The 16,485-nt window shown below is 58.0% G+C and carries 21 protein-coding genes and 1 pseudogene; 15 read left to right on the top strand and 7 right to left on the bottom strand.

The features are described 5' to 3' along the window. The 3 genes from AC13E3_RS09915 to AC13E3_RS09905 form a co-directional block, all read left to right on the top strand. The coding region (locus AC13E3_RS09915) for a group II intron maturase-specific domain-containing protein (protein ID WP_482901969.1) at positions 1-486 on the top strand (486 nt) is incomplete at its 5' end. A gap of 163 nt (positions 487-649) precedes the next feature. Next, positions 650-907, top strand: coding sequence for a type II toxin-antitoxin system Phd/YefM family antitoxin (locus AC13E3_RS09910; protein WP_008170664.1), 258 nt, complete (start codon positions 650-652; stop codon positions 905-907). Beyond that, on the top strand, positions 895-1,197 hold the full coding sequence (locus AC13E3_RS09905) for a type II toxin-antitoxin system RelE/ParE family toxin (protein WP_008170662.1): 303 nt from the start codon (positions 895-897) through the stop codon (positions 1,195-1,197). The genes AC13E3_RS09910 and AC13E3_RS09905 overlap by 13 nt, the downstream gene beginning before the upstream one ends. Before the next feature lie 110 nt (positions 1,198-1,307). Here the strand turns inward: AC13E3_RS09905 and AC13E3_RS09900 are convergent, their stop codons facing one another. After that, positions 1,308-1,811, bottom strand: coding sequence for a lactoylglutathione lyase family protein (locus tag AC13E3_RS09900; RefSeq protein ID WP_104270254.1), 504 nt, complete (start codon positions 1,809-1,811; stop codon positions 1,308-1,310). 94 nt (positions 1,812-1,905) lie between these two features. Between AC13E3_RS09900 and AC13E3_RS09895 the strand changes: the two genes are divergently transcribed. Next, positions 1,906-2,775, top strand: coding sequence for a LysR family transcriptional regulator (locus tag AC13E3_RS09895; protein ID WP_482901968.1), 870 nt, complete (start codon positions 1,906-1,908; stop codon positions 2,773-2,775). A gap of 74 nt (positions 2,776-2,849) precedes the next feature. Here the strand turns inward: AC13E3_RS09895 and AC13E3_RS09890 are convergent, their stop codons facing one another. The 4 genes from AC13E3_RS09890 to AC13E3_RS09875 form a co-directional block, all read right to left on the bottom strand. Further along, positions 2,850-3,890, bottom strand: coding sequence for an NAD(P)H-dependent flavin oxidoreductase (locus AC13E3_RS09890; RefSeq protein ID WP_482901967.1), 1,041 nt, complete (start codon positions 3,888-3,890; stop codon positions 2,850-2,852). A gap of 27 nt (positions 3,891-3,917) precedes the next feature. Next, positions 3,918-4,115, bottom strand: coding sequence for a tautomerase family protein (locus AC13E3_RS09885; RefSeq protein WP_482901966.1), 198 nt, complete (start codon positions 4,113-4,115; stop codon positions 3,918-3,920). A 70-nt stretch (positions 4,116-4,185) separates the two neighbouring features. Then, a complete protein-coding gene (locus AC13E3_RS09880) occupies positions 4,186-4,542 on the bottom strand; it encodes a nuclear transport factor 2 family protein (protein WP_482901965.1) in 357 nt (118 codons plus the stop codon). Next, entirely contained in the window at positions 4,543-5,160 is a 618-nt protein-coding gene (locus AC13E3_RS09875; RefSeq protein ID WP_482901964.1) for a glutathione S-transferase family protein, read from the bottom strand. It lies immediately after the preceding gene. A gap of 125 nt (positions 5,161-5,285) precedes the next feature. Between AC13E3_RS09875 and AC13E3_RS09870 the strand changes: the two genes are divergently transcribed. The 4 genes from AC13E3_RS09870 (at position 5,286) to AC13E3_RS09855 (ending at position 9,163) form a co-directional block, all read left to right on the top strand. Continuing rightward, on the top strand, positions 5,286-6,170 hold the full coding sequence (locus AC13E3_RS09870; protein WP_482901963.1) for a LysR family transcriptional regulator: 885 nt from the start codon (positions 5,286-5,288) through the stop codon (positions 6,168-6,170). Between the two features lie 382 nt (positions 6,171-6,552). Beyond that, positions 6,553-7,767, top strand: coding sequence for a serine hydrolase domain-containing protein (locus AC13E3_RS09865; RefSeq protein ID WP_482901962.1), 1,215 nt, complete (start codon positions 6,553-6,555; stop codon positions 7,765-7,767). After that, on the top strand, positions 7,764-8,699 hold the full coding sequence (locus tag AC13E3_RS09860) for a M14 family metallopeptidase (RefSeq protein ID WP_482901961.1): 936 nt from the start codon (positions 7,764-7,766) through the stop codon (positions 8,697-8,699). Before AC13E3_RS09865 ends, AC13E3_RS09860 begins: the two co-directional genes overlap by 4 nt. A 77-nt stretch (positions 8,700-8,776) precedes the next feature. Beyond that, a complete protein-coding gene (locus tag AC13E3_RS09855; protein WP_482901960.1) occupies positions 8,777-9,163 on the top strand; it encodes a phosphate-starvation-inducible PsiE family protein in 387 nt (128 codons plus the stop codon). Here the strand turns inward: AC13E3_RS09855 and AC13E3_RS09850 are convergent. Further along, positions 9,160-9,966, bottom strand: coding sequence for a substrate-binding periplasmic protein (locus AC13E3_RS09850; protein WP_482901959.1), 807 nt, complete (start codon positions 9,964-9,966; stop codon positions 9,160-9,162). The genes AC13E3_RS09855 and AC13E3_RS09850 overlap by 4 nt on opposite strands. Positions 9,967-10,015: 49 nt before the next feature. Next, positions 10,016-11,092, bottom strand: coding sequence for a TauD/TfdA dioxygenase family protein (locus AC13E3_RS09845; protein WP_482901958.1), 1,077 nt, complete (start codon positions 11,090-11,092; stop codon positions 10,016-10,018). 196 nt (positions 11,093-11,288) lie between these two features. On the opposite strand from AC13E3_RS09845, the gene AC13E3_RS09840 reads away from it, so the two are divergent. The 7 genes and pseudogenes from AC13E3_RS09840 to AC13E3_RS09810 all read left to right on the top strand — a co-directional run bounded on the left by AC13E3_RS09840 (position 11,289) and on the right by AC13E3_RS09810 (position 16,467). Further along, on the top strand, positions 11,289-11,867 hold the full coding sequence (locus AC13E3_RS09840; protein WP_482901957.1) for a glycine betaine ABC transporter substrate-binding protein: 579 nt from the start codon (positions 11,289-11,291) through the stop codon (positions 11,865-11,867). After that, positions 11,750-12,205, top strand: coding sequence for a glycine betaine ABC transporter substrate-binding protein (locus AC13E3_RS09835; protein WP_482901972.1), 456 nt, complete (start codon positions 11,750-11,752; stop codon positions 12,203-12,205). Before AC13E3_RS09840 ends, AC13E3_RS09835 begins: the two co-directional genes overlap by 118 nt. 36 nt (positions 12,206-12,241) lie before the next feature. Beyond that, on the top strand, positions 12,242-13,396 hold the full coding sequence (locus AC13E3_RS09830; protein WP_092031720.1) for an ABC transporter permease: 1,155 nt from the start codon (positions 12,242-12,244) through the stop codon (positions 13,394-13,396). 20 nt (positions 13,397-13,416) lie between these two features. Further along, positions 13,417-13,773: pseudogene (locus tag AC13E3_RS09825) on the top strand (ATP-binding cassette domain-containing protein); the annotation flags it as partial. Positions 13,774-13,783: 10 nt separating this feature from the next. After that, complete coding sequence (locus tag AC13E3_RS09820) at positions 13,784-14,365, top strand: ATP-binding cassette domain-containing protein (RefSeq protein ID WP_482901956.1); 582 nt, start codon at positions 13,784-13,786, stop codon at positions 14,363-14,365. Next, positions 14,365-15,108: an ABC transporter permease gene (locus AC13E3_RS09815; protein ID WP_092031426.1), complete on the top strand. Its 744-nt coding sequence runs from the start codon at positions 14,365-14,367 to the stop codon at positions 15,106-15,108. The genes AC13E3_RS09820 and AC13E3_RS09815 overlap by 1 nt, the downstream gene beginning before the upstream one ends. 87 nt (positions 15,109-15,195) lie before the next feature. Then, the gene (locus AC13E3_RS09810; RefSeq protein WP_092031429.1) at positions 15,196-16,467 is read left to right on the top strand and encodes an MFS transporter; all 1,272 of its coding nucleotides are present in this window, start codon (positions 15,196-15,198) and stop codon (positions 16,465-16,467) included. Positions 16,468-16,485: the final 18 nt, after the last annotated feature.

Below are 16,485 nucleotides of genomic sequence, written 5' to 3'. Positions count from 1 at the left end.
CTGAGGCTCACAGTGAATACACGAAAGAGCGCGGTAGACCGGCCCTGGAAGCGCAGCTTCCTGGGCTTCACCCTCAGCCGGAAAGGGCAGCGATTGAAAGTGGCTGACAAAGCCATCACCAAGCTGAAAACCCAGATCCGGCTACTGAGCCGCCGAACACGGGGCCACTCACTGGCCCGGGTGATCGCAGATCTGAAAGAGACCCTGCTTGGTTGGAAAGCGTACTTCGACGCAGCCGAAGTACTGAGCCCGCTGCGGGACCTGGACAAGTGGATACGGCGGAGAATGAGAAGTTACGTGTGGAAGCAATGGGGCCGAAGGGGGTATCGTGAGCTGAGAAAGCGGGGTGTCCCGGTCAGATTGGCCTGGAACACCGCCAAATCGGCCCACGGCCCGTGGCGGCTGAGTCATTCGCCGGCCCTGCGGGAAGCCTTACCGGCCCGGTTGTTCCGGAGCTATGGACTGCCGGAACTGGCAGTGCGGTAACGGGTTGAATCAAGTCACTGAATCGCCGTGGTACGTGATCCGTATGCCCGGTGATGTGGGAGGAGGGGCATCGTGAGGTGCCTCCCTATCCCGATTAGCTGTGATTGCCTCACCCGAAAAGTGATACTATAGTATCACTATAAATTTGGATCAGGGTTAGCCCATGAAAGTTGAGCTTGTTACGAACCTTAAGCGCCAAGCCACAAAGATTCTTGCAGATTTGCACTCGTCTAAGGAGCCGATACTGATCACGGAGCATGGTCAGCCATCCGCATACCTTGTTGATGTGCAGGATTATGAGTTTATGCAGCGTCGACTTGAGCTGCTTGAGGGGCTCTCACGGGGAGAGCGTGCTGTACTTGAGGGAAGAACGTACAGCCAGAGTGAGGCCAGGGAGAAAATGAGTAAATGGCTGAAGTAATCTGGACGGAGCCCGCCCTTCAAGAACTGGATGCCATCGCCGAGTACATTGTTCTTGATAATCCTGCAGCCGCAAGTCACCTGGTCCAGGATGTTTTCGATAAGACCGAGCGTTTGGAAGATTTTCCCCAATCCGGACGGATTCCTCCAGAACTCCCTAATTCAGTATACAGGGAGGTAGTGGTTCCGCCGTGTCGCATTTTTTATCGTGAGGATGATAAGCGAGTTCTCATTCTCTATGTCATGCGAGAGGAGCGACAGCTTCGGGCGTACATGCTTGGGAACAGCTAACCAGGCGCGGCACTCGGATGCCTATGTCTCCGCTTCGCTTCATAGCAAAGCCAAGCGTTAAATCAAGGAGACTTCCCGTAGCAGAAAGCCCCCTGAAACTGTCTTGGCGCTTATTGGTAGGCGCCCGCACTGTAGATCAATTCATAGCTGTGGCTATAGATTTCCAGGATGTTTCCGAACGGGTCTTCCATATAAATCATGCGGTAGGGCTTCTCGCCGGGGTAATAGTAGCGCGGTTTCTCCATGCGCTTTTTGCCACCTGCGGCCACAATCCGCTCTGCCAGTTCCTCTACGTTCGGGTCTTGAACGCAGAAATGAAAAACCCCTGTTTTCCAATACTCGAAATTGTCTTCCGGGTTGGTCTGGTTCTTAAACTGGAAAAGCTCCACACCAATCCGATCGCCTGTCGATAAGTGAGCGATACGGAACTTGCCCCAGCCCGCGCCAAATACGTCTGTGCACATTTCTCCAATGGCGCTGTCGTCTTCCTCGATCTCGGTTGGTTCCATAATCAAATACCAACCCATAACCTCCGTGTAGAACTTTACGGCTTGTTCAAGATCCGGCACGGATATGCCGATGTGTGAAAAGTTTCTTGGGTACACGTTGCTCATTGGCTGTCCTCCTTTGTTAAGACTGAGAGCAGGTTACATGGGGCTGATAATTAGTTAAAATTATCATTTATTCTCTAAAAGATTACGTAATGTAATGATGAATACGGCCTGGTTACGCACCTTTTGCACACTGGTGGAAGTCGGTCATTTCACCCGAACCGGCGAGCGCCTTCACATGACACAGTCGGGGGGCAGTCAGCATGTGCGTAAGCTTGAAGAGCAGCTCGGTACCGAATTGCTTGTGAGGCAGGGTAAGCAGTTTTCTCTATCGGGTGCAGGCGAAAGGCTTTATACCGAGGCGCAGGGCATCCTCTTTGCGTTGTCGAATCTGGAACAGACAGTCGGAGAGGATCCGCCCTTTGCAGGCAGTGTGCGGATCATGTCTCCGGGTAGTGTCGGGCTGAAGCTTTATCCACATCTCTTGGCGCTACAGAGCAAGCACCCGAAGCTTGTTATCGATTACCGGTTTGCGCCAAATCCGGATGTGGAGAACGCGATCGCGAAGTCGATTGTTGATCTCGGATTCATGACTTCGAAATCTACCCTGTCCGAGGTAAGTTGCACGCCTGTCGCGCAGGAATCGCTGCTGTTGGTAACACCTGCTACTGTCGAGGAACCGGACTGGGACACTCTGATGGCTCTAGGGTTTATCGATCACCCGGATGGGAGTCATCACGCCAGCTTGCTTCTTGGTGCCAATTACCCTGAGTTTCAGCACAGTAACCTGTTTCCCAGAAAGGGGTTCTCGAACCAGATCGGTTTGATTCTGGAGCCGGTTAGTATGGGTTTGGGTTTTACCGTCTTACCTGCACATGCCGTTGAGGCCTTTGAGAAGTCTGAGCACATCAAAGCTCATCCTCTCGCTAACCCGGTCAGCGAAACGTTATATCTGTGCGTTCCCCGGCATCGGGCACTTCAGGCGAGGATGAAGACTGTAATAGCTGAAGCCAAGAGGGGGCTTTAAAACCGGCTGTTGCCTTCGTCTTTTACTTGGCCTTTTCTGGCAAGACGCAGAAGGCATTTGTTCGCCAGCAAGCATTACTCGAAACCCGCCAACCTCAACGTCATTTCCCCGGCTGAGATCTCTTCGCACCCCATGGTGTTCTGCCCCGCCCAAAGGGGCGAAAAGTCTCCCTTGCCAAGCTTTTCTGCCTCCGATCTGAGGGGTGCCAGTGCAGCCGCCGCATTGGGAAAATCAGGCACGCGCAAACTGATAGGGCCTTGCTCGCGAATGAGCCGGTTGACGATGCCGCGCGCTGGCCGGCCGGAAAACACGTTGGTGATTTCGGTGTGGGAAGCTTGCTGGGACTGAAGGGCGGCCCGGTGGATGGCACTGGTTTTTGCTTCGGTACACAGCAGGTAAGCTGTGCCGACCTGGGCCGCGGTGGCGCCCAGTTGTATGGCTGCTTTGACACCTTCGGAAGAGGCAATGCCGCCTGCCGCAATTACAGGGAGCTTCACTCTGGATGTGATTCGGGGGAGTAACGCAAATATACCCATGTGCAGACCAAGGTCGTCAGACAGAAAGTGGCCGCGGTGACCACCGGCTTCGAGCCCTTGCGCAATGATGGCGTCTGCGCCTCTCTCCTCCAGCCACAAGGCTTCGGCCACCGTAGTGGCACTGGCCAGTACTTTAACACCGTTGGATTTGATGTGGGCCAGCAAATCGGGGGCCGGTAAGCCGAAGTGAAAGCTCACTACCGCAGGCTTCAATTCAGCCACCAGGTCGGCCGTTTGTTCATCGAAAGGGCGGCGGCCTGGGCCGCCGGCGTCTTCGTTCATCTCCAGCCTCAGTTCCTCGTAGTAGGGTTGCAGGCTTTGCCGCCAGGCGGCTTCTTTCTCCGGGTCTTCCGGTGGCTGGGTGTGGCAGAAGAAATTCAGGTTGAAGGGCCGGTCTGTTGCGGCCCGGATATTGGCGATTTCTTCGCGGATTTTTTCGCCTGTGAGCATGGCGCAGGGGAGCGAACCCAGCCCGCCCGCTTTGGAAACTGCGATGGTCAACGCGCTGTCCTGCACGCCGGCCATCGGTGCCTGAATCACTGGGTAGTCAACGTTCAGAAGTTCCCGGAGGGTGGTCATGGTGAGTTCTGCTCCCCTGTTAGTTGGTTATCGCTTTCGCAGTTCGGTGACAGTTTCCCCTTTGACGCCCCAGTTGTCGGTCGACACTTCGTCGATGACCACGTGGGTGGCGTCAGGGTTCTTGTTCAGAATGTCCACCAGTAGCTGCGTCGTTCCCTGAATCAGTTGGCGCTTCTGTTCAACGGTCACGTTGTCGTCGGTGACCTTGATGTTGACATAAGGCATTCGAAATTCCTCTTGTTCAATGGTTGGATGGCCTGCCGGGTGGCAGGCTTTTCATGGTTTTTCCGTTCATTCAGGCGATGGCTGGCGCGTACATCTTGTTGACGATCCTCCAGACACCGTCCTCCTTCAGCAAACCCAGGTAGTCGGTAAAGTTGCCGTGGGGAAGCGGGCACGCCACTTTCACCATGGCCTGGCTGTCTGCCAGTTCCACCCGGAGAATGCGGTAGTTCTCCGGATGACCCATGTGCGCGGGTATTGGTCGCCTTGCGACATCGGTTAGCCATTCATTCAGTGTGCGCCGCAGGCCAGGTGATTTGAGTACACAGTCCTGGTGAAACAGCGGCGACAGTCGGTCGGTGTCCCCCGTGTGCAGGCCCTGAAAATACTCGTTCACCATGGCTTCCAGTTGGGGTTGTTCGGTATCCATTTATGCAGCCGCCCCCGTTCCGTAATCCTGTTCCCGCTGAATAGCCCGCTGCATACTGTCGCGCTTCAATACAGCATCCACCATCAGTCGGCTGTTTGGGCCGAGCACGATATCTACGGGGAAGAACTCGCCCCAACGAGAGTACACAGCCAGCAGAATGTCGGCGGGTGATATGTCGTGCCCCCCGAGGTAAGGCGTGTGCTCCAGCCTCGCTTCCACCACCTGCCACAGTTTATTGATGGCCACCGCCGCAGAATCGAAAACTTGTTGCCTGGCCGCTGCATCCGACACGTTGGCTTGGGCAAAGAACAGTCGTCCATAGGCGGGGTGCATGGTGGCGTTTGCAAACATCATGTTTTCGATGGCCCGGTGCCGTGCGTCGCCGCTTTCAGGGATCAAGTTGTTCTTATGCTTATTGAGCAGGTAAAGGATGACCGCAACGCCTTCGTTTATCACCTTGTCACCGTCCACGAGCACGGGGACGGTACCGACGGGATTAAGGGCTTCAAAGTGGTTGGCGTCCAGCTTTTGAACCAGTGTGCTTTCCTGGTCGAGCTCGTTAAGAACCGCCTGCGTGGCCAGTGAACAGGCGTTGGGAATGAAGTAAAGGGTGTACATAATAAAACCTCGTGTATTGGGTAATTGCGTGATCGCAGGTAAAGTTTGGTGCTTCCCATCATGTTCTTAAATGGCAATAATGTTTTTACAGTATCAACATTTTGGAAACATTTAGGCCGAGCGGTATGGATAAATTGCGAGCAATGCGAATGTTCGTTCGGGTAGTGGATGCCGGTAGCTTCACCAGCGTGGCTAACGAGCTGAACGTAACCACGTCGATGATCAGCAAGGAGATAGGGCGACTGGAGGAGGACCTGGGGGTAAGGCTGCTGCACCGCTCGACCCGGGGCCAGCAGTTGACGTCCATCGGCGAGGGCTACCTGAAACGGTGCCGGGAATTGCAGGTTCAGGTAGACGACGCAGACGCCTACGTGCAGCACATGCAGGAAAACCCGCGCGGTAAATTGCGCATCAACGCGCCCATGGCGTTGGGCATTACCGACCTGTCCCAGCTGTTCTCCGCCTATATGAAACAATACCCGGATGTGGAGCTGGACATACAGCTTGGAGACGAAAGCCTGGATCTGATCGAGCATGGTTTTGATCTGGGGTTCCGGGCGTCCAGCCAGATGCTAGATTCCAATTATGTGGGCAAACCGCTGGTCCGTTTTACCTACAAGGTGTGCGTGTCACCCAGCTACCTGGAGAGCCATCCTCCGATTCGGGACGTGGAGGATCTGGCCGCGCATAATTGCTTCGTCTACAGCTACTTCAAGTCGGGAAATTTTTGGCCGCTGGCGCAGGGGATCATCGTTGGTGGTTCCCTTAAGGTGAACAGTACGTTGTTCATGAAACAGGTGATTGAGGACGGGCTGGGCATAGGTTTTCTCCCCAGCTTTGTGGCCAGGGAGGGCATCGAGCAGGGCAAGCTGTTGGAAGTGCTGCCGGAGGTGAGCCGCCCGGACCTTACACTGTATGCGCTCTATCCGAACCGGCAGTTTACGCAGCCAAAATTACTCAGCTGCATTGAGTTTCTGCAATCCTGGTTTCTGTCCAGGAACCTGGACTAGCCGTGCTCGGGTCAGACTACTTGCCATTACCTCTGAGCGGCGCAGCCTCGCTTTGTCAGGCCTGCCGCTGAGTGTGTTGGTGGGGCTGAGTTATGCGCCGTGGCTTCATGAATGACGCCTGACTATCTCGCAGAATTGTTTTATGGTGCAGCACTGCGATCACGTAAATAATAGTCGCTGCCGGACTGCCTGTTCTCGATGTTTCAGGTGTCTCAGTAAGAGGCGATAGAGAAAAACCGATGACTGTTCATTCTGGCTCTTGCCTGTGTGGCACTGTGAAGTTTGAGTTAGAAGGCGACTTTGGCGACGTGCCAGAGTTCGAGGGCCTGCCAGAGTAAGCTGGTCGCATAAATCCGAAAACCCGCAAGTAGGTGCCCCCTCTATGACGGAACACACACAGGTTGCTGGCCTGTCTACGGATCATCTTTCAAACATTGAAAGCCACCTTGACCGTTGCTACATCCAGCCCGGGAAGTTACCTGGCGCGCTGACACTGGTCGCCCGGCGAGGGGAGATTGCCTATGTGAAAGCCCAGGGGCTGATGGACGTGGAACGCAACAAGCCGGTTCGCCGGGATACGGTGTTCCGCATCTATTCCATGACCAAGCCGATTACGTCTATCGCCATGATGCAGCTCTATGAGCAGGGGCGGTTTTTACTGGATGATCCCGTACACAAGTATATTCCTGCCTGGAGACACCAGCGGATTTATAAAAGCGGGGTTTATCCGAACTTCCTGACCACGCCTGCATCCAGCACCATGACGATTCGCGACCTGTTCACGCATATGTCAGGCCTGACTTACGGGTTCATGCAGCGCACCAACGTTGACGCTGCCTACCGCGAGCTCAGGCTGGATGGCAGCCGGAGTATGTCGCTGGAAGCCCTGGTCGATCACCTGGCCGAGCTGCCGCTGGAGTTCTCCCCGGGCACAGCCTGGAATTATTCGGTCAGCACGGATGTGCTGGGGTATCTGGTGCAGTTGCTGTCGGGCAAGCCGTTTGATGAGTATCTGCGGGACCATATTTTTGAGCCTCTGGATATGACTGACACCGGCTTCCACGTTCGGGATGATCAGCTTGACCGCTTCGCTGCATGCTACCAGTACCAGGCCGGTGATCAGTTCACGCTGCAGGATGACCCCGAGACGTCTCCCTTCCGGCGCAAGCCCCAGTTCATGTCCGGCGGTGGCGGGCTGGTTTCCACCATCGACGATTATTTCCACTTCGCCCAGGCCCTGTGTCAGGGTGGCGAGTTCCGGGGCCGGCGGATTATTGGTCGAAAAACCCTGGAATTCATGTGTCGTAACCATCTGCCCAACAATCAGGACCTGCCGGGCCTGTCTGTGGGTGCATTCAGCGAGACACCGTTTGCCGGGACTGGCTTTGGTCTGGGTTTTTCGGTAAAAACGGACGTCCCCAAATCCCAGACCAACGGATCGGTTGGTGAATACGGTTGGGGTGGCCTTGCGAGCACTAACTTTTTTGTCGATCCCGTTGAGGAACTGGTGATGATTTTCATGACGCAACTGATTCCGTCGTCCACCTACCCAATCCGTCAGGAGCTGCGGGCGATCGTTAACGGAGCGCTGCTATGAACACAGATTCAACACCCTATCCAATCGGAACGCCCGGCACTCCATGGGGCGAGGCAGAGCGCGCCGAGTGGTTGTCACGGCAGACCCGTCAGCGCAGTTACGAGGCGGAGGTGTTGAGTGTGATCGAGCGCCTTGGCGCGCGGTTTGATGTGGAAGAATATGGCGGGCTGGATTACGGCCCGGATTATTATCCGCTGAAGGCGATTCGCAGCCGCGACTGGAACAACGACCTGCCCGTGGTGCTGATCACGGGCGGCGTTCACGGTTACGAGACCAGTGGTGTTCATGGCGCGCTTGAGTTCCTCGACAAGCACGCGGAGGATTATGCCGGGCGCGTGAACTTGCTGGTTGCGCCCTGCGTCAGCCCCTGGGCGTATGAGCGGATTCATCGCTGGAACCGGAATGCGATTGATCCGAACCGCTCGTTCCATGACGACAGTCCCGCGGAAGAGTCGGCCGCCCTCATGCGGTTGGTTGCGCCGGTTCGTGAGCATGTTTTGATTCATATCGACCTTCACGAAACCACCGATACCGACGAGTCGGAGTTCCGCCCGGCGCTGGCCGCCCGCGACGGCAAGCCATTCGAGCCGGCCGGCATTCCTGATGGCTTCTATGTGGTGGACGATAGTGAACACCCGCAGCCAGATTTCCAGCAGGCACTGATCAAGGCGGTGGAGCAGGTGACGCACATTGCACCGGCCGACGAGAAAGGCGAGATTTTCGGCTCACCAGTGGTTGCCCGGGGCGTGATCCAGTATCCGCTCTCGCAGTGGGGCCTGTGCGCTGGCATGACCCGCGCTCCCTACCGGACCACCACCGAGGTGTATCCCGACAGCCCCCATGTAACCCCCGAGCAATGCAATGCCGCGCAGGCCGCGGCGGTGTGTGCGGCGATTGATTACGGGTTGGCTCATCGCGGAACCGCACTTTAATCAATGTGATCGGCGTTGGCTGATTACTTGGCTAGACTTTCCGAAGAGACATACCCTAAAACAACAAGGCAAACCCCATGGATTCTTCCGAAAAGAAGTTGGCGCTCGGTCTTTTTCAGATAATCGAGCGCATTCTGCTGTTCCTCGTTGTATTGATGACGCTTGGTGGGGTGGCCTTCGAACTTCATTCGCTGTACGCCGCACAAAGCATCAATCTCGCAGATATTCTGTTGATGTTTCTGTATCTGGAGGTAATCGGAATGGTGGCCGTGTTCTACTCGGATCGGCGATCCGCTTCTGTCTTTCCGATTTTCATTGCCATCACGGCGCTGGCCCGACTGATTATTCTTCAGGGCAAGGACATGGCGCCCGAGAACATTCTATACGAGGCCATTGCGATTCTGATTCTCGCTATCGCGGCGTTTGTGATGACCCGGCTCAACCAGCTCCGGAAAGATGATTAACCCGGTTCCGACAGATAGGGCTGTGCCAGGGCCTCAAGCTTTTCTTCTCTGAGTTCGCCGATGGCATCCCATATTTGCTCTGAAAGCTCTGGATTTGCCGCTTTGAACTCCCGCGAGAGCATCAGATAGTAAGGTTTGGTTTTCAGGGGTGGTTCAATCCGGACAATGCCCGGGAGCTGATCGGCGTTACGGCTCAACAGGAAATCGGCGGTGACGGATTGCAGGGCAACGGCATGGACTCGTCCCGCGGTCAGCAGTTGGAGGCTTTGCCTGGAGCTGCGCACCTTCATCACGGAAACGCCCAGGCTTTCCAGATCGTTCACGATGGAGTAGCCCAGTGGCGCGCCAATCTCCAGGTCAGTATCTTCGAAGGCCTCGCCGCTCCAGCCGAGATCGGTATCTGGCAGGGCGTATAGATGGTAGCTGATCGTCGTCAGTCGTCGGGTGGGGTCAACCTGGCCGTCCCGCCGGGGGTATTCGCCAATTCGGGTACGCGCAGCATTGTAAGAGGCATTGAAGATACCATCCACCTGGCCGGATTCGAGCATGGCCAGGCATCGTTTCCAGGGGTAGCGGCTGAATTTGATCCGCAAACCCGGTATCCGTTCCTCTACCAACTTGACCAGCTCCACGGCTGCGCCGGGATTCTCCAGAACCTTTTCGGTGTCACCCATGTAGTAGGGGAACTGGGTTTTATCCTCATAGGCAACATGCAGGACAGTTTCGGCAACCGCAGGCGGGGACGCAGCCAGGAACAGGCAGAGAGGGAGCAGTGCGAGGTAAGACTGCACACGCGCTTTCATGGCAGGGTCCAGCAGATGGCAATAACAGGGTTATCTTAAACCGCCCCGCCTAGTTCTGCATGCGAATGTCGTCTTTCCAGCGAAAGCCCACGCCGCCGGCTTGCCACACGCCGTCTTTATTGAACGGGTGAGGGCCAGCCATGTTGATGTACTGCGGCAGGCCAAAGTGGGGCGCGAGGTTCCGCGGGGCCTTGATGGTTACCCGATCCATAATGCGCAGGCCCTGTTGCTCTGCCGGCAGGTGGGCCTCTGGCGAGGCACGATGGGCGACAGCCCAGTTGTCGATAAACAGCAGATCGCCGGTATCGTATTCGTAGCGAATGCCGTAGCCATCCCTGAAGGAGTCGTTCAGCAGATCATTGTAATCGTTGAACAGTTCCTTCATGGCGGTTTCTTCCAGCAACCGGAAGCTGTCCGCGGGGGCGGGCAGGGTTTTCAGCTGGTCAAGCGTCAGCCCTTCTTCCGGCAGTCGTTCAATCACCGCGCCGGTCATGCCCAGGTGCAGCCACACGCTTTTACGGCCGGAAATCGGGTGGGTATGAACCACGGGATGGGTCACGCTGGAGGCGGAGTTTACCGAGACCAGGCGCTCCCAGAGATCCTGCTTTTCCGGCGGCAGTGAATCAAACGCCGCGCCCTGATGCGCGAAGTGGGTGCCGCCGCCGTTTTCCGGTGCGCGGGCCATGTAGTAGGCGCTGTGGGAGAAGGTAGCGGCTTCGAAACTGCCGTCGTTGTGCCACTGGGGGCCAACGCCGAGAATGCCCTGGCGGCCATCGTTGGAGCAGCGGAAGATGTGCCGGTTGCGGCCAGGCGTTGCGGGGTGAACACCGTGTGTGGAGTGGATCTCACGGCCGCCCCACCACTTGCAGGCATCAATCAGTTCGTCAGGCGAGAGACCGGGCTGGTGCTTGAAGACAATGAACCCGCGATTGGCCATTTCCGCTTCCAGGGCCTTTATCGCCGGCTCTGGCAGCTGGTTGCGCACGTCTGCGCCGTAGATTTCAACGCCGATAGGGTCCAGCGGCTTGAGCGACAAGCCTTCCTGTTCGAGGAGGGCCACATTCTCCGGGTTCAGGGGCGCTACGGTGGAGGTCGGTTCGCGGGGTGTTTCCAGGGGCTGTGCCATAGTGACCGAATACCATGCTGCTCGCTTTTTAGACAGCCTAACCCGGCGGGCTTTTGGAACTCAAACCGGATGTGTCGATGGACATCTGTCCAATCAGTCGCCAGGCAAGTTTGCATGGGCAAGACCAATTAGCGTTTGCCATCGTAGATGCGCCCTCTAGACTGATATAGGTAACTAAAAAACCAGAGGAATGGCCGTGAATTCCAAATCCTTTTTTCGCCGCACAGCGGCATTGATAGCGTTGGTAATGTCCGGATCGGTATTGGCTGCGGATCCGGTGGTGGTGTCCTCCAAGATCGACACCGAGGGCTCGGTGCTGGGGCAGATGGTGTTGCAGTCCCTGGAAGGGGCCGGTATTCCGATTGAAAACCGGCTTCAGTTGGGTGGCACCAGCATTGTGCGCAATGCGATCAAGGCCGGCGAAATCGATATCTACCCCGAATACACCGGCAATGCCGCGTTTTTCCACGACCAGGCCGACCGGGATATCTGGAAGGACGCCGACAAGGCTTACCAGGAGGCTGCTCGCCTGGATAAAGAGGCGCACAACATTGTCTGGCTGCAACCGGCAGAGGCAAACAACACCTGGGCCATGAGCGTGCGGGGGATCTGGCGCGTGACAACAACCTGGCCACACTTGAGGACCTGGCCCGCTATATCAATGAAGGCGGTGCCTTCAAGTTTGCGGCCAGCGCCGAGTTTGTGGAATCCGCCAGTGCCCTGCCAGCCTTCCAGGAGGCCTATGGCTTCGAGCTTGAGTCCGACCAGCTGTTGATTCTTTCCGGTGGCAACACGGCGGCCACCCTCCGCGCGGCGGCGTTGAACAACAACGATGTGAACGGGGCGATGACCTATGGCACCGACGGTGGCCTGGATGCCCTGGATCTGAAGGTGATGGAAGATACCGCCGGCGTTCAGCCGGTCTATCAACCTGCACCCATCGTGCGTGGCGAGGTGCTGGAAACCTATCCGCAGATCCGGGAGGTGTTGACCCCCATCTTCGAGTCGCTGGATCTCGAAACGCTGCAGCGCCTGAATGGCCAGGTGGCCGTGAACGGTGTGCCGGCGGACACCGTTGCCCGGGATTACCTGGATTCCCTGGCCCAGGACTGAGGTTTGTCGATTCTCAGCTCCGTTTCCCCGAACTCCATGCCGAACCGTGTCCTGCCCGTGCTGGGGTTGCTGGCCCTGGCACTGGTCTGGCTTCTGGATCTGGGCGTTATTCAACCCAACCGGATCGTTCCTGGTACCGGGCATGGTCTTTGGTCGGCGGTAGGCGGAGCAGGGGCTGGGCTGGTGTCACTGATTCTGGCGGGCTGCGTTGTGCTGTCTCTTCTGCCGGTGCGCCGTCGGTACCTGCCGCTCCTGGCTCTGGTGGGCCTCTCTCTGGCATTGATGCCACTGCTGCTTGAGGTCTTCGCAGGCCGGCATCTGCCGGAAGACGCCCCCTATGCGCGATCGTCCATCGGAGCCGGTTTCTGGTGCCTGCTGTTTTTGTTGTCCCTGATGCTGATCGAAATCCTGGGGCGCCTCGGAAGTGGCCGAGGGCTGCAACTGCTGATCCTGGCGGTTATCAGTGGAAGCTGGCTGTGGTTCCTGCGGGGTGACGGCCTGGAGAGTCTGTCTCTGGTTCGGGAGTTCAACGCCCGGCCGGATAAGTTTGAGCAGGCCTTCTGGACTCACATGGCACTGGCTTTCGGTGCGGTCGGCATCAGCGCCTGTCTGGCCTTTCTGCTGGCGCTGAAGATGATTCGCAGTGTGGCCTGGCGCCGGCCTATCCTCGGCGCCGTCAGTTTTCTCCAGACCATTCCCAGCCTGGCGGTGTTCGGCTTGCTGATCGCACCGCTCAGCGCGCTTGCGGCTGCTTTCCCGGCGCTTCAGGCCATGGGCATCCGTGGCATTGGCTGGGCGCCAGCGCTGCTGGCGCTGGTGGCCTACAGTCTGCTGCCGATGGTGCGCAATACCTTCGTCGCGCTTACCGAAGTGCCTGAAAGCCTGGCGGATGCCGGGCAAGGCATGGGCATGAACGAGCGGCAGCTGTTTTTCAAACTCAAGCTACCCCTGGCACTGCCGGTGATGGTGGAGGGCGTTCGCATCACCACGATTCAGGCCATCGGCCTGACGGCGGTTGCCGCGCTGATCGGCGCCGGCGGTTTTGGCAGCTTTATCTTTCAGGGCCTGGGGCAGGCGGCGATGGATCTGGTATTGCTTGGTGCGTTGCCCACCATCGCACTCGCTCTGCTGGCTGATGCGTTGTTCACCATGCTGGCGGCCATTCTCAAGCCGACACCGGCGACGGCCTGACAGGAAAAGGGTATGTCCGAATGATCGAACTGAAAAACGTAACCCGCCGCTTCGGCGATGCCGTGGCCGTGGACCGGATCAACCTGACGGTCGAAACCGGAGAAGTGTGCGTGCTGGTGGGCAGCTCAGGCTGCGGCAAGTCCACCACTTTGCGAATGATCAACCAGTTGTTGCCCCACAGCGAGGGCGAGATCCTGGTAGATGGCAAGGACGTTACCGCCATGAACCCGGAGCAGCTGCGGTTGAATATGGGGTATGTCATCCAGGGCACGGGCCTGTTTCCGCACTGGACGGTGGCCCGCAACATCGCCATGGTGCCCCAGCTTCTGAAATGGCCCCGCGAGCGGATCGACGAGCGCGTGCATGAACTGCTGACGCTGCTGGATCTTGACCCGGCCACCCACGCCAACAAATATCCTCAGCAACTGTCCGGGGGGGCAGGCCCAGCGGGTGGGGGTTGCCCGGGCGCTGGCGGCCAACCCCAATATTCTGCTGATGGACGAACCCTTCGGCGCGCTGGATGCCATCACCCGGGAAAACCTGCAGTTGGAGATGTTGCGCATCCAGAGTCAGCTGCGGAAAACCACCGTGTTTGTGACCCACGATATCGACGAAGCCCTGAGGCTGGCGACCCGCATTGCCGTGATGGACCGGGGCCGCATCATCCAGCACGACACGCCGGAGAACATTCTCCGGCGGCCCGCGTCCGATTTTGTGGAGAATCTCGTGGGCAAGCAGGACCGGGGCCTGAAACTGATGAGCCTGCGCACTGTACGAGACCTGATGCAGAGCTACCCGCAGCCAAGGCGGCCTGAACCCGGCGCCGACGGCCTCAAGGAGGCCGACAGCCTGAGAGTGGCCCTCTCGATTATGCTCTGGCAGAACTGGAATCAGGTGCCGGTGTTCAATGCCGATGGCGAGGAAACCGGAACCATCACCCGCGAACGCATTATCCGGGAAGGTGCCTGATGCGGATCTGGTTGCCGCCTGTATCGCTGACCGCGCTTCTGTGTGCCCTGAGCGCCGGCATGCCGGTTCTGGAGCCGCTGTTCCAGTGGGTCCAGCCGGATAAACAGAACGTGATCTACGAGCGGGAGAGCTTCCTGTTTCTGCTTCAGAACCATCTGATGCTGGTGGTGATTTCCGCCTTTGTGGGAACCGTCGCTGCGGTAGCGGGCGGTATCTTCGCAACCCGCCCCTCGGGCCGGGACTTTCTGCCGCTGGTGAGCCAGATCGCGTCCATTGGTCAGACCTTTCCACCGGTGGCGGTTCTGGCCCTGGCGGTGCCGGTTCTCGGATTTGGTGAGGCACCGATTCTCGTGGCGTTGATTCTGTATGGCTTGCTGCCCATTCTCCGCAACACACTGGCGGGCCTTGAGGGAGTTGATGCCACCGTCCGGCAGGCTGCGCTGGGTATGGGCATGTCGTCTTTTCAGGTGTTGCTGCAGGTGGAGTTGCCGCTGGCGGGCAGGGTGATCCTGGCCGGCATCCGAACCTCGGTTACGATCAATATTGCCACCGCTGCCATTGGCTCAACGATCGGTGCCCGAACCCTCGGTGATCCGGTGATTGCGGGGCTGGTAAATGGCAACACGGCCTATGTGTTGCAGGGTGCGATTCTGATTGGCCTTTTGGCGCTCACGGTAGATAGCCTGTTTGAAGCCACTGAGCGGCTCTGGGATCGACGGTTTCTGCCCCAGACTGCAGGCTGATAGCTGCGCCCCGGCTGGCCGGTGCTTTAAATACCTTGCTTTGATGTCTAGGCTGATAGGGATGCACAGCGCAAAGAGCACAACCGAATGAAGTTTCCTTCGAGCACGTCATTTGCACTCCTGGGCGCCGCACTGATCGCGATCAGTTACGGGCTGGCGCGTTTTGCGTTTGGTTTGTTTGTTCCCCCTATCCGGGAAGACCTGGGGCTGGCGCCGGATGTGATCGGTGTGATCGGTGCTCTGCCACTGATCAGTTTCGTATTCGCTACCCTGATTGCGCCGCTCTCGGCAGATCGGCTCGGTGCCCGAAACACCGCCATGGCGTCCGGTATTTTTGGTGTTGTCGGCCTGGCGCTGATCAGCCAGTCCGTGGGGGCCGTTTCCCTCGGTGTTGGTGTTGTCCTCTGTGGCATCTGTACCGGCCTGATGATGCCGGCGCTCACGGCAGCCATGCAGGCGCTGGTGAGGCGCTCTCTGCATGGCCGGGTCAGCTCTGTGATGAACGCGGGCACCAGTATTGGTGTGGTAGTTGCTGTGCCAACAATTCTGTTTCTGGCCGGGGCCTGGCGCTATGCCTACGCTTCCTTTGCGGTTCTGGCCGTCATCGGAGTGATTGCCACCTGGTTCTTAATTCCCTCCGTGTCACGTGTTGTGCCTGCGAATGCGGCACCGGCGCAGCCCATCAGTGCCGATCAGTGGTGGCGCCTGCTCAGGCTCTCGCTGTTCGCTTTCATGATGGGCTTTGTCTCGGCCGCCTACTGGATCTTCGCGCCCGACCTGGTGGTCAATCTGGGCGCCATGCCTTCTGACGCCACCGGCTGGCTGTGGTTGGGTGTTGGCATTGCCGGTCTGGGCGGCGCGGTGGTGGCCGATCTGGCCGACCGCAACAATCCTCCGATCACCCAGGCCCTGATGCTGATGATGCTGGCTGCCAGCCTGGCGTTGCTGGCCGCGAGCCCCGACAACCTGTTGATTTCTGGCTTCTCGGCGCTGGTCTTTGGCCTGGCCTACATGAGTCTGACCGGCCTGTACCTCATGACCGGCATCCGGCTGCTGCCGGGGCGGCTCTCCATGGGTCCGGTGCTGCCATTTATGGCGGTGTCCCTGGGGCAGGCGGCGGGCTCACCCGTGGTCGGTGTGCTGGTAAGCGAGGTTGGTTATGCTGATGCGTTTGCCATGTTCTGCACAATCGGCATTGTCGTGGCCATGCTGTCTCCGCTTTATCCGCGCTACCTGGAATACGAGCCGGAGGAGGAGACCGAAGAGGATACCGGCCTGCAGGCGGCCTACGACTATCAGCTGCAAGGCGAAGAAGGCGAGCCGCTGTCGCCGGTCACCGGTAAGAATGAGAGCTACTGAGGTGCCCGGCTCGAGTCT

This window comes from Marinobacter sp. L-80, assembly GCF_056859395.1.
The sequence above is the reverse complement of the archived record's forward strand: the minus strand, read 5'-3'. Positions and strand labels throughout refer to the sequence as shown.

Coding starts and splice junctions, on each gene's coding strand:
- AC13E3_RS09890 (WP_482901967.1), bottom strand. CDS start 3,890: ATGACCACCCTCCGGGAACTTCTGAACGTTGACTACCCAGTGATTCAG.
- AC13E3_RS09815 (WP_092031426.1), top strand. CDS start 14,365: ATGCGGATCTGGTTGCCGCCTGTATCGCTGACCGCGCTTCTGTGTGCC.
- AC13E3_RS09910 (WP_008170664.1), top strand. CDS start 650: ATGAAAGTTGAGCTTGTTACGAACCTTAAGCGCCAAGCCACAAAGATT.
- AC13E3_RS09880 (WP_482901965.1), bottom strand. CDS start 4,542: ATGGATACCGAACAACCCCAACTGGAAGCCATGGTGAACGAGTATTTT.
- AC13E3_RS09830 (WP_092031720.1), top strand. CDS start 12,242: ATGCCGAACCGTGTCCTGCCCGTGCTGGGGTTGCTGGCCCTGGCACTG.
- AC13E3_RS09865 (WP_482901962.1), top strand. CDS start 6,553: ATGACGGAACACACACAGGTTGCTGGCCTGTCTACGGATCATCTTTCA.
- AC13E3_RS09860 (WP_482901961.1), top strand. CDS start 7,764: ATGAACACAGATTCAACACCCTATCCAATCGGAACGCCCGGCACTCCA.
- AC13E3_RS09855 (WP_482901960.1), top strand. CDS start 8,777: ATGGATTCTTCCGAAAAGAAGTTGGCGCTCGGTCTTTTTCAGATAATC.
- AC13E3_RS09900 (WP_104270254.1), bottom strand. CDS start 1,811: ATGAGCAACGTGTACCCAAGAAACTTTTCACACATCGGCATATCCGTG.
- AC13E3_RS09845 (WP_482901958.1), bottom strand. CDS start 11,092: ATGGCACAGCCCCTGGAAACACCCCGCGAACCGACCTCCACCGTAGCG.
- AC13E3_RS09905 (WP_008170662.1), top strand. CDS start 895: ATGGCTGAAGTAATCTGGACGGAGCCCGCCCTTCAAGAACTGGATGCC.
- AC13E3_RS09850 (WP_482901959.1), bottom strand. CDS start 9,966: ATGAAAGCGCGTGTGCAGTCTTACCTCGCACTGCTCCCTCTCTGCCTG.
- AC13E3_RS09870 (WP_482901963.1), top strand. CDS start 5,286: ATGGATAAATTGCGAGCAATGCGAATGTTCGTTCGGGTAGTGGATGCC.
- AC13E3_RS09810 (WP_092031429.1), top strand. CDS start 15,196: ATGAAGTTTCCTTCGAGCACGTCATTTGCACTCCTGGGCGCCGCACTG.
- AC13E3_RS09895 (WP_482901968.1), top strand. CDS start 1,906: ATGATGAATACGGCCTGGTTACGCACCTTTTGCACACTGGTGGAAGTC.
- AC13E3_RS09875 (WP_482901964.1), bottom strand. CDS start 5,160: ATGTACACCCTTTACTTCATTCCCAACGCCTGTTCACTGGCCACGCAG.
- AC13E3_RS09885 (WP_482901966.1), bottom strand. CDS start 4,115: ATGCCTTATGTCAACATCAAGGTCACCGACGACAACGTGACCGTTGAA.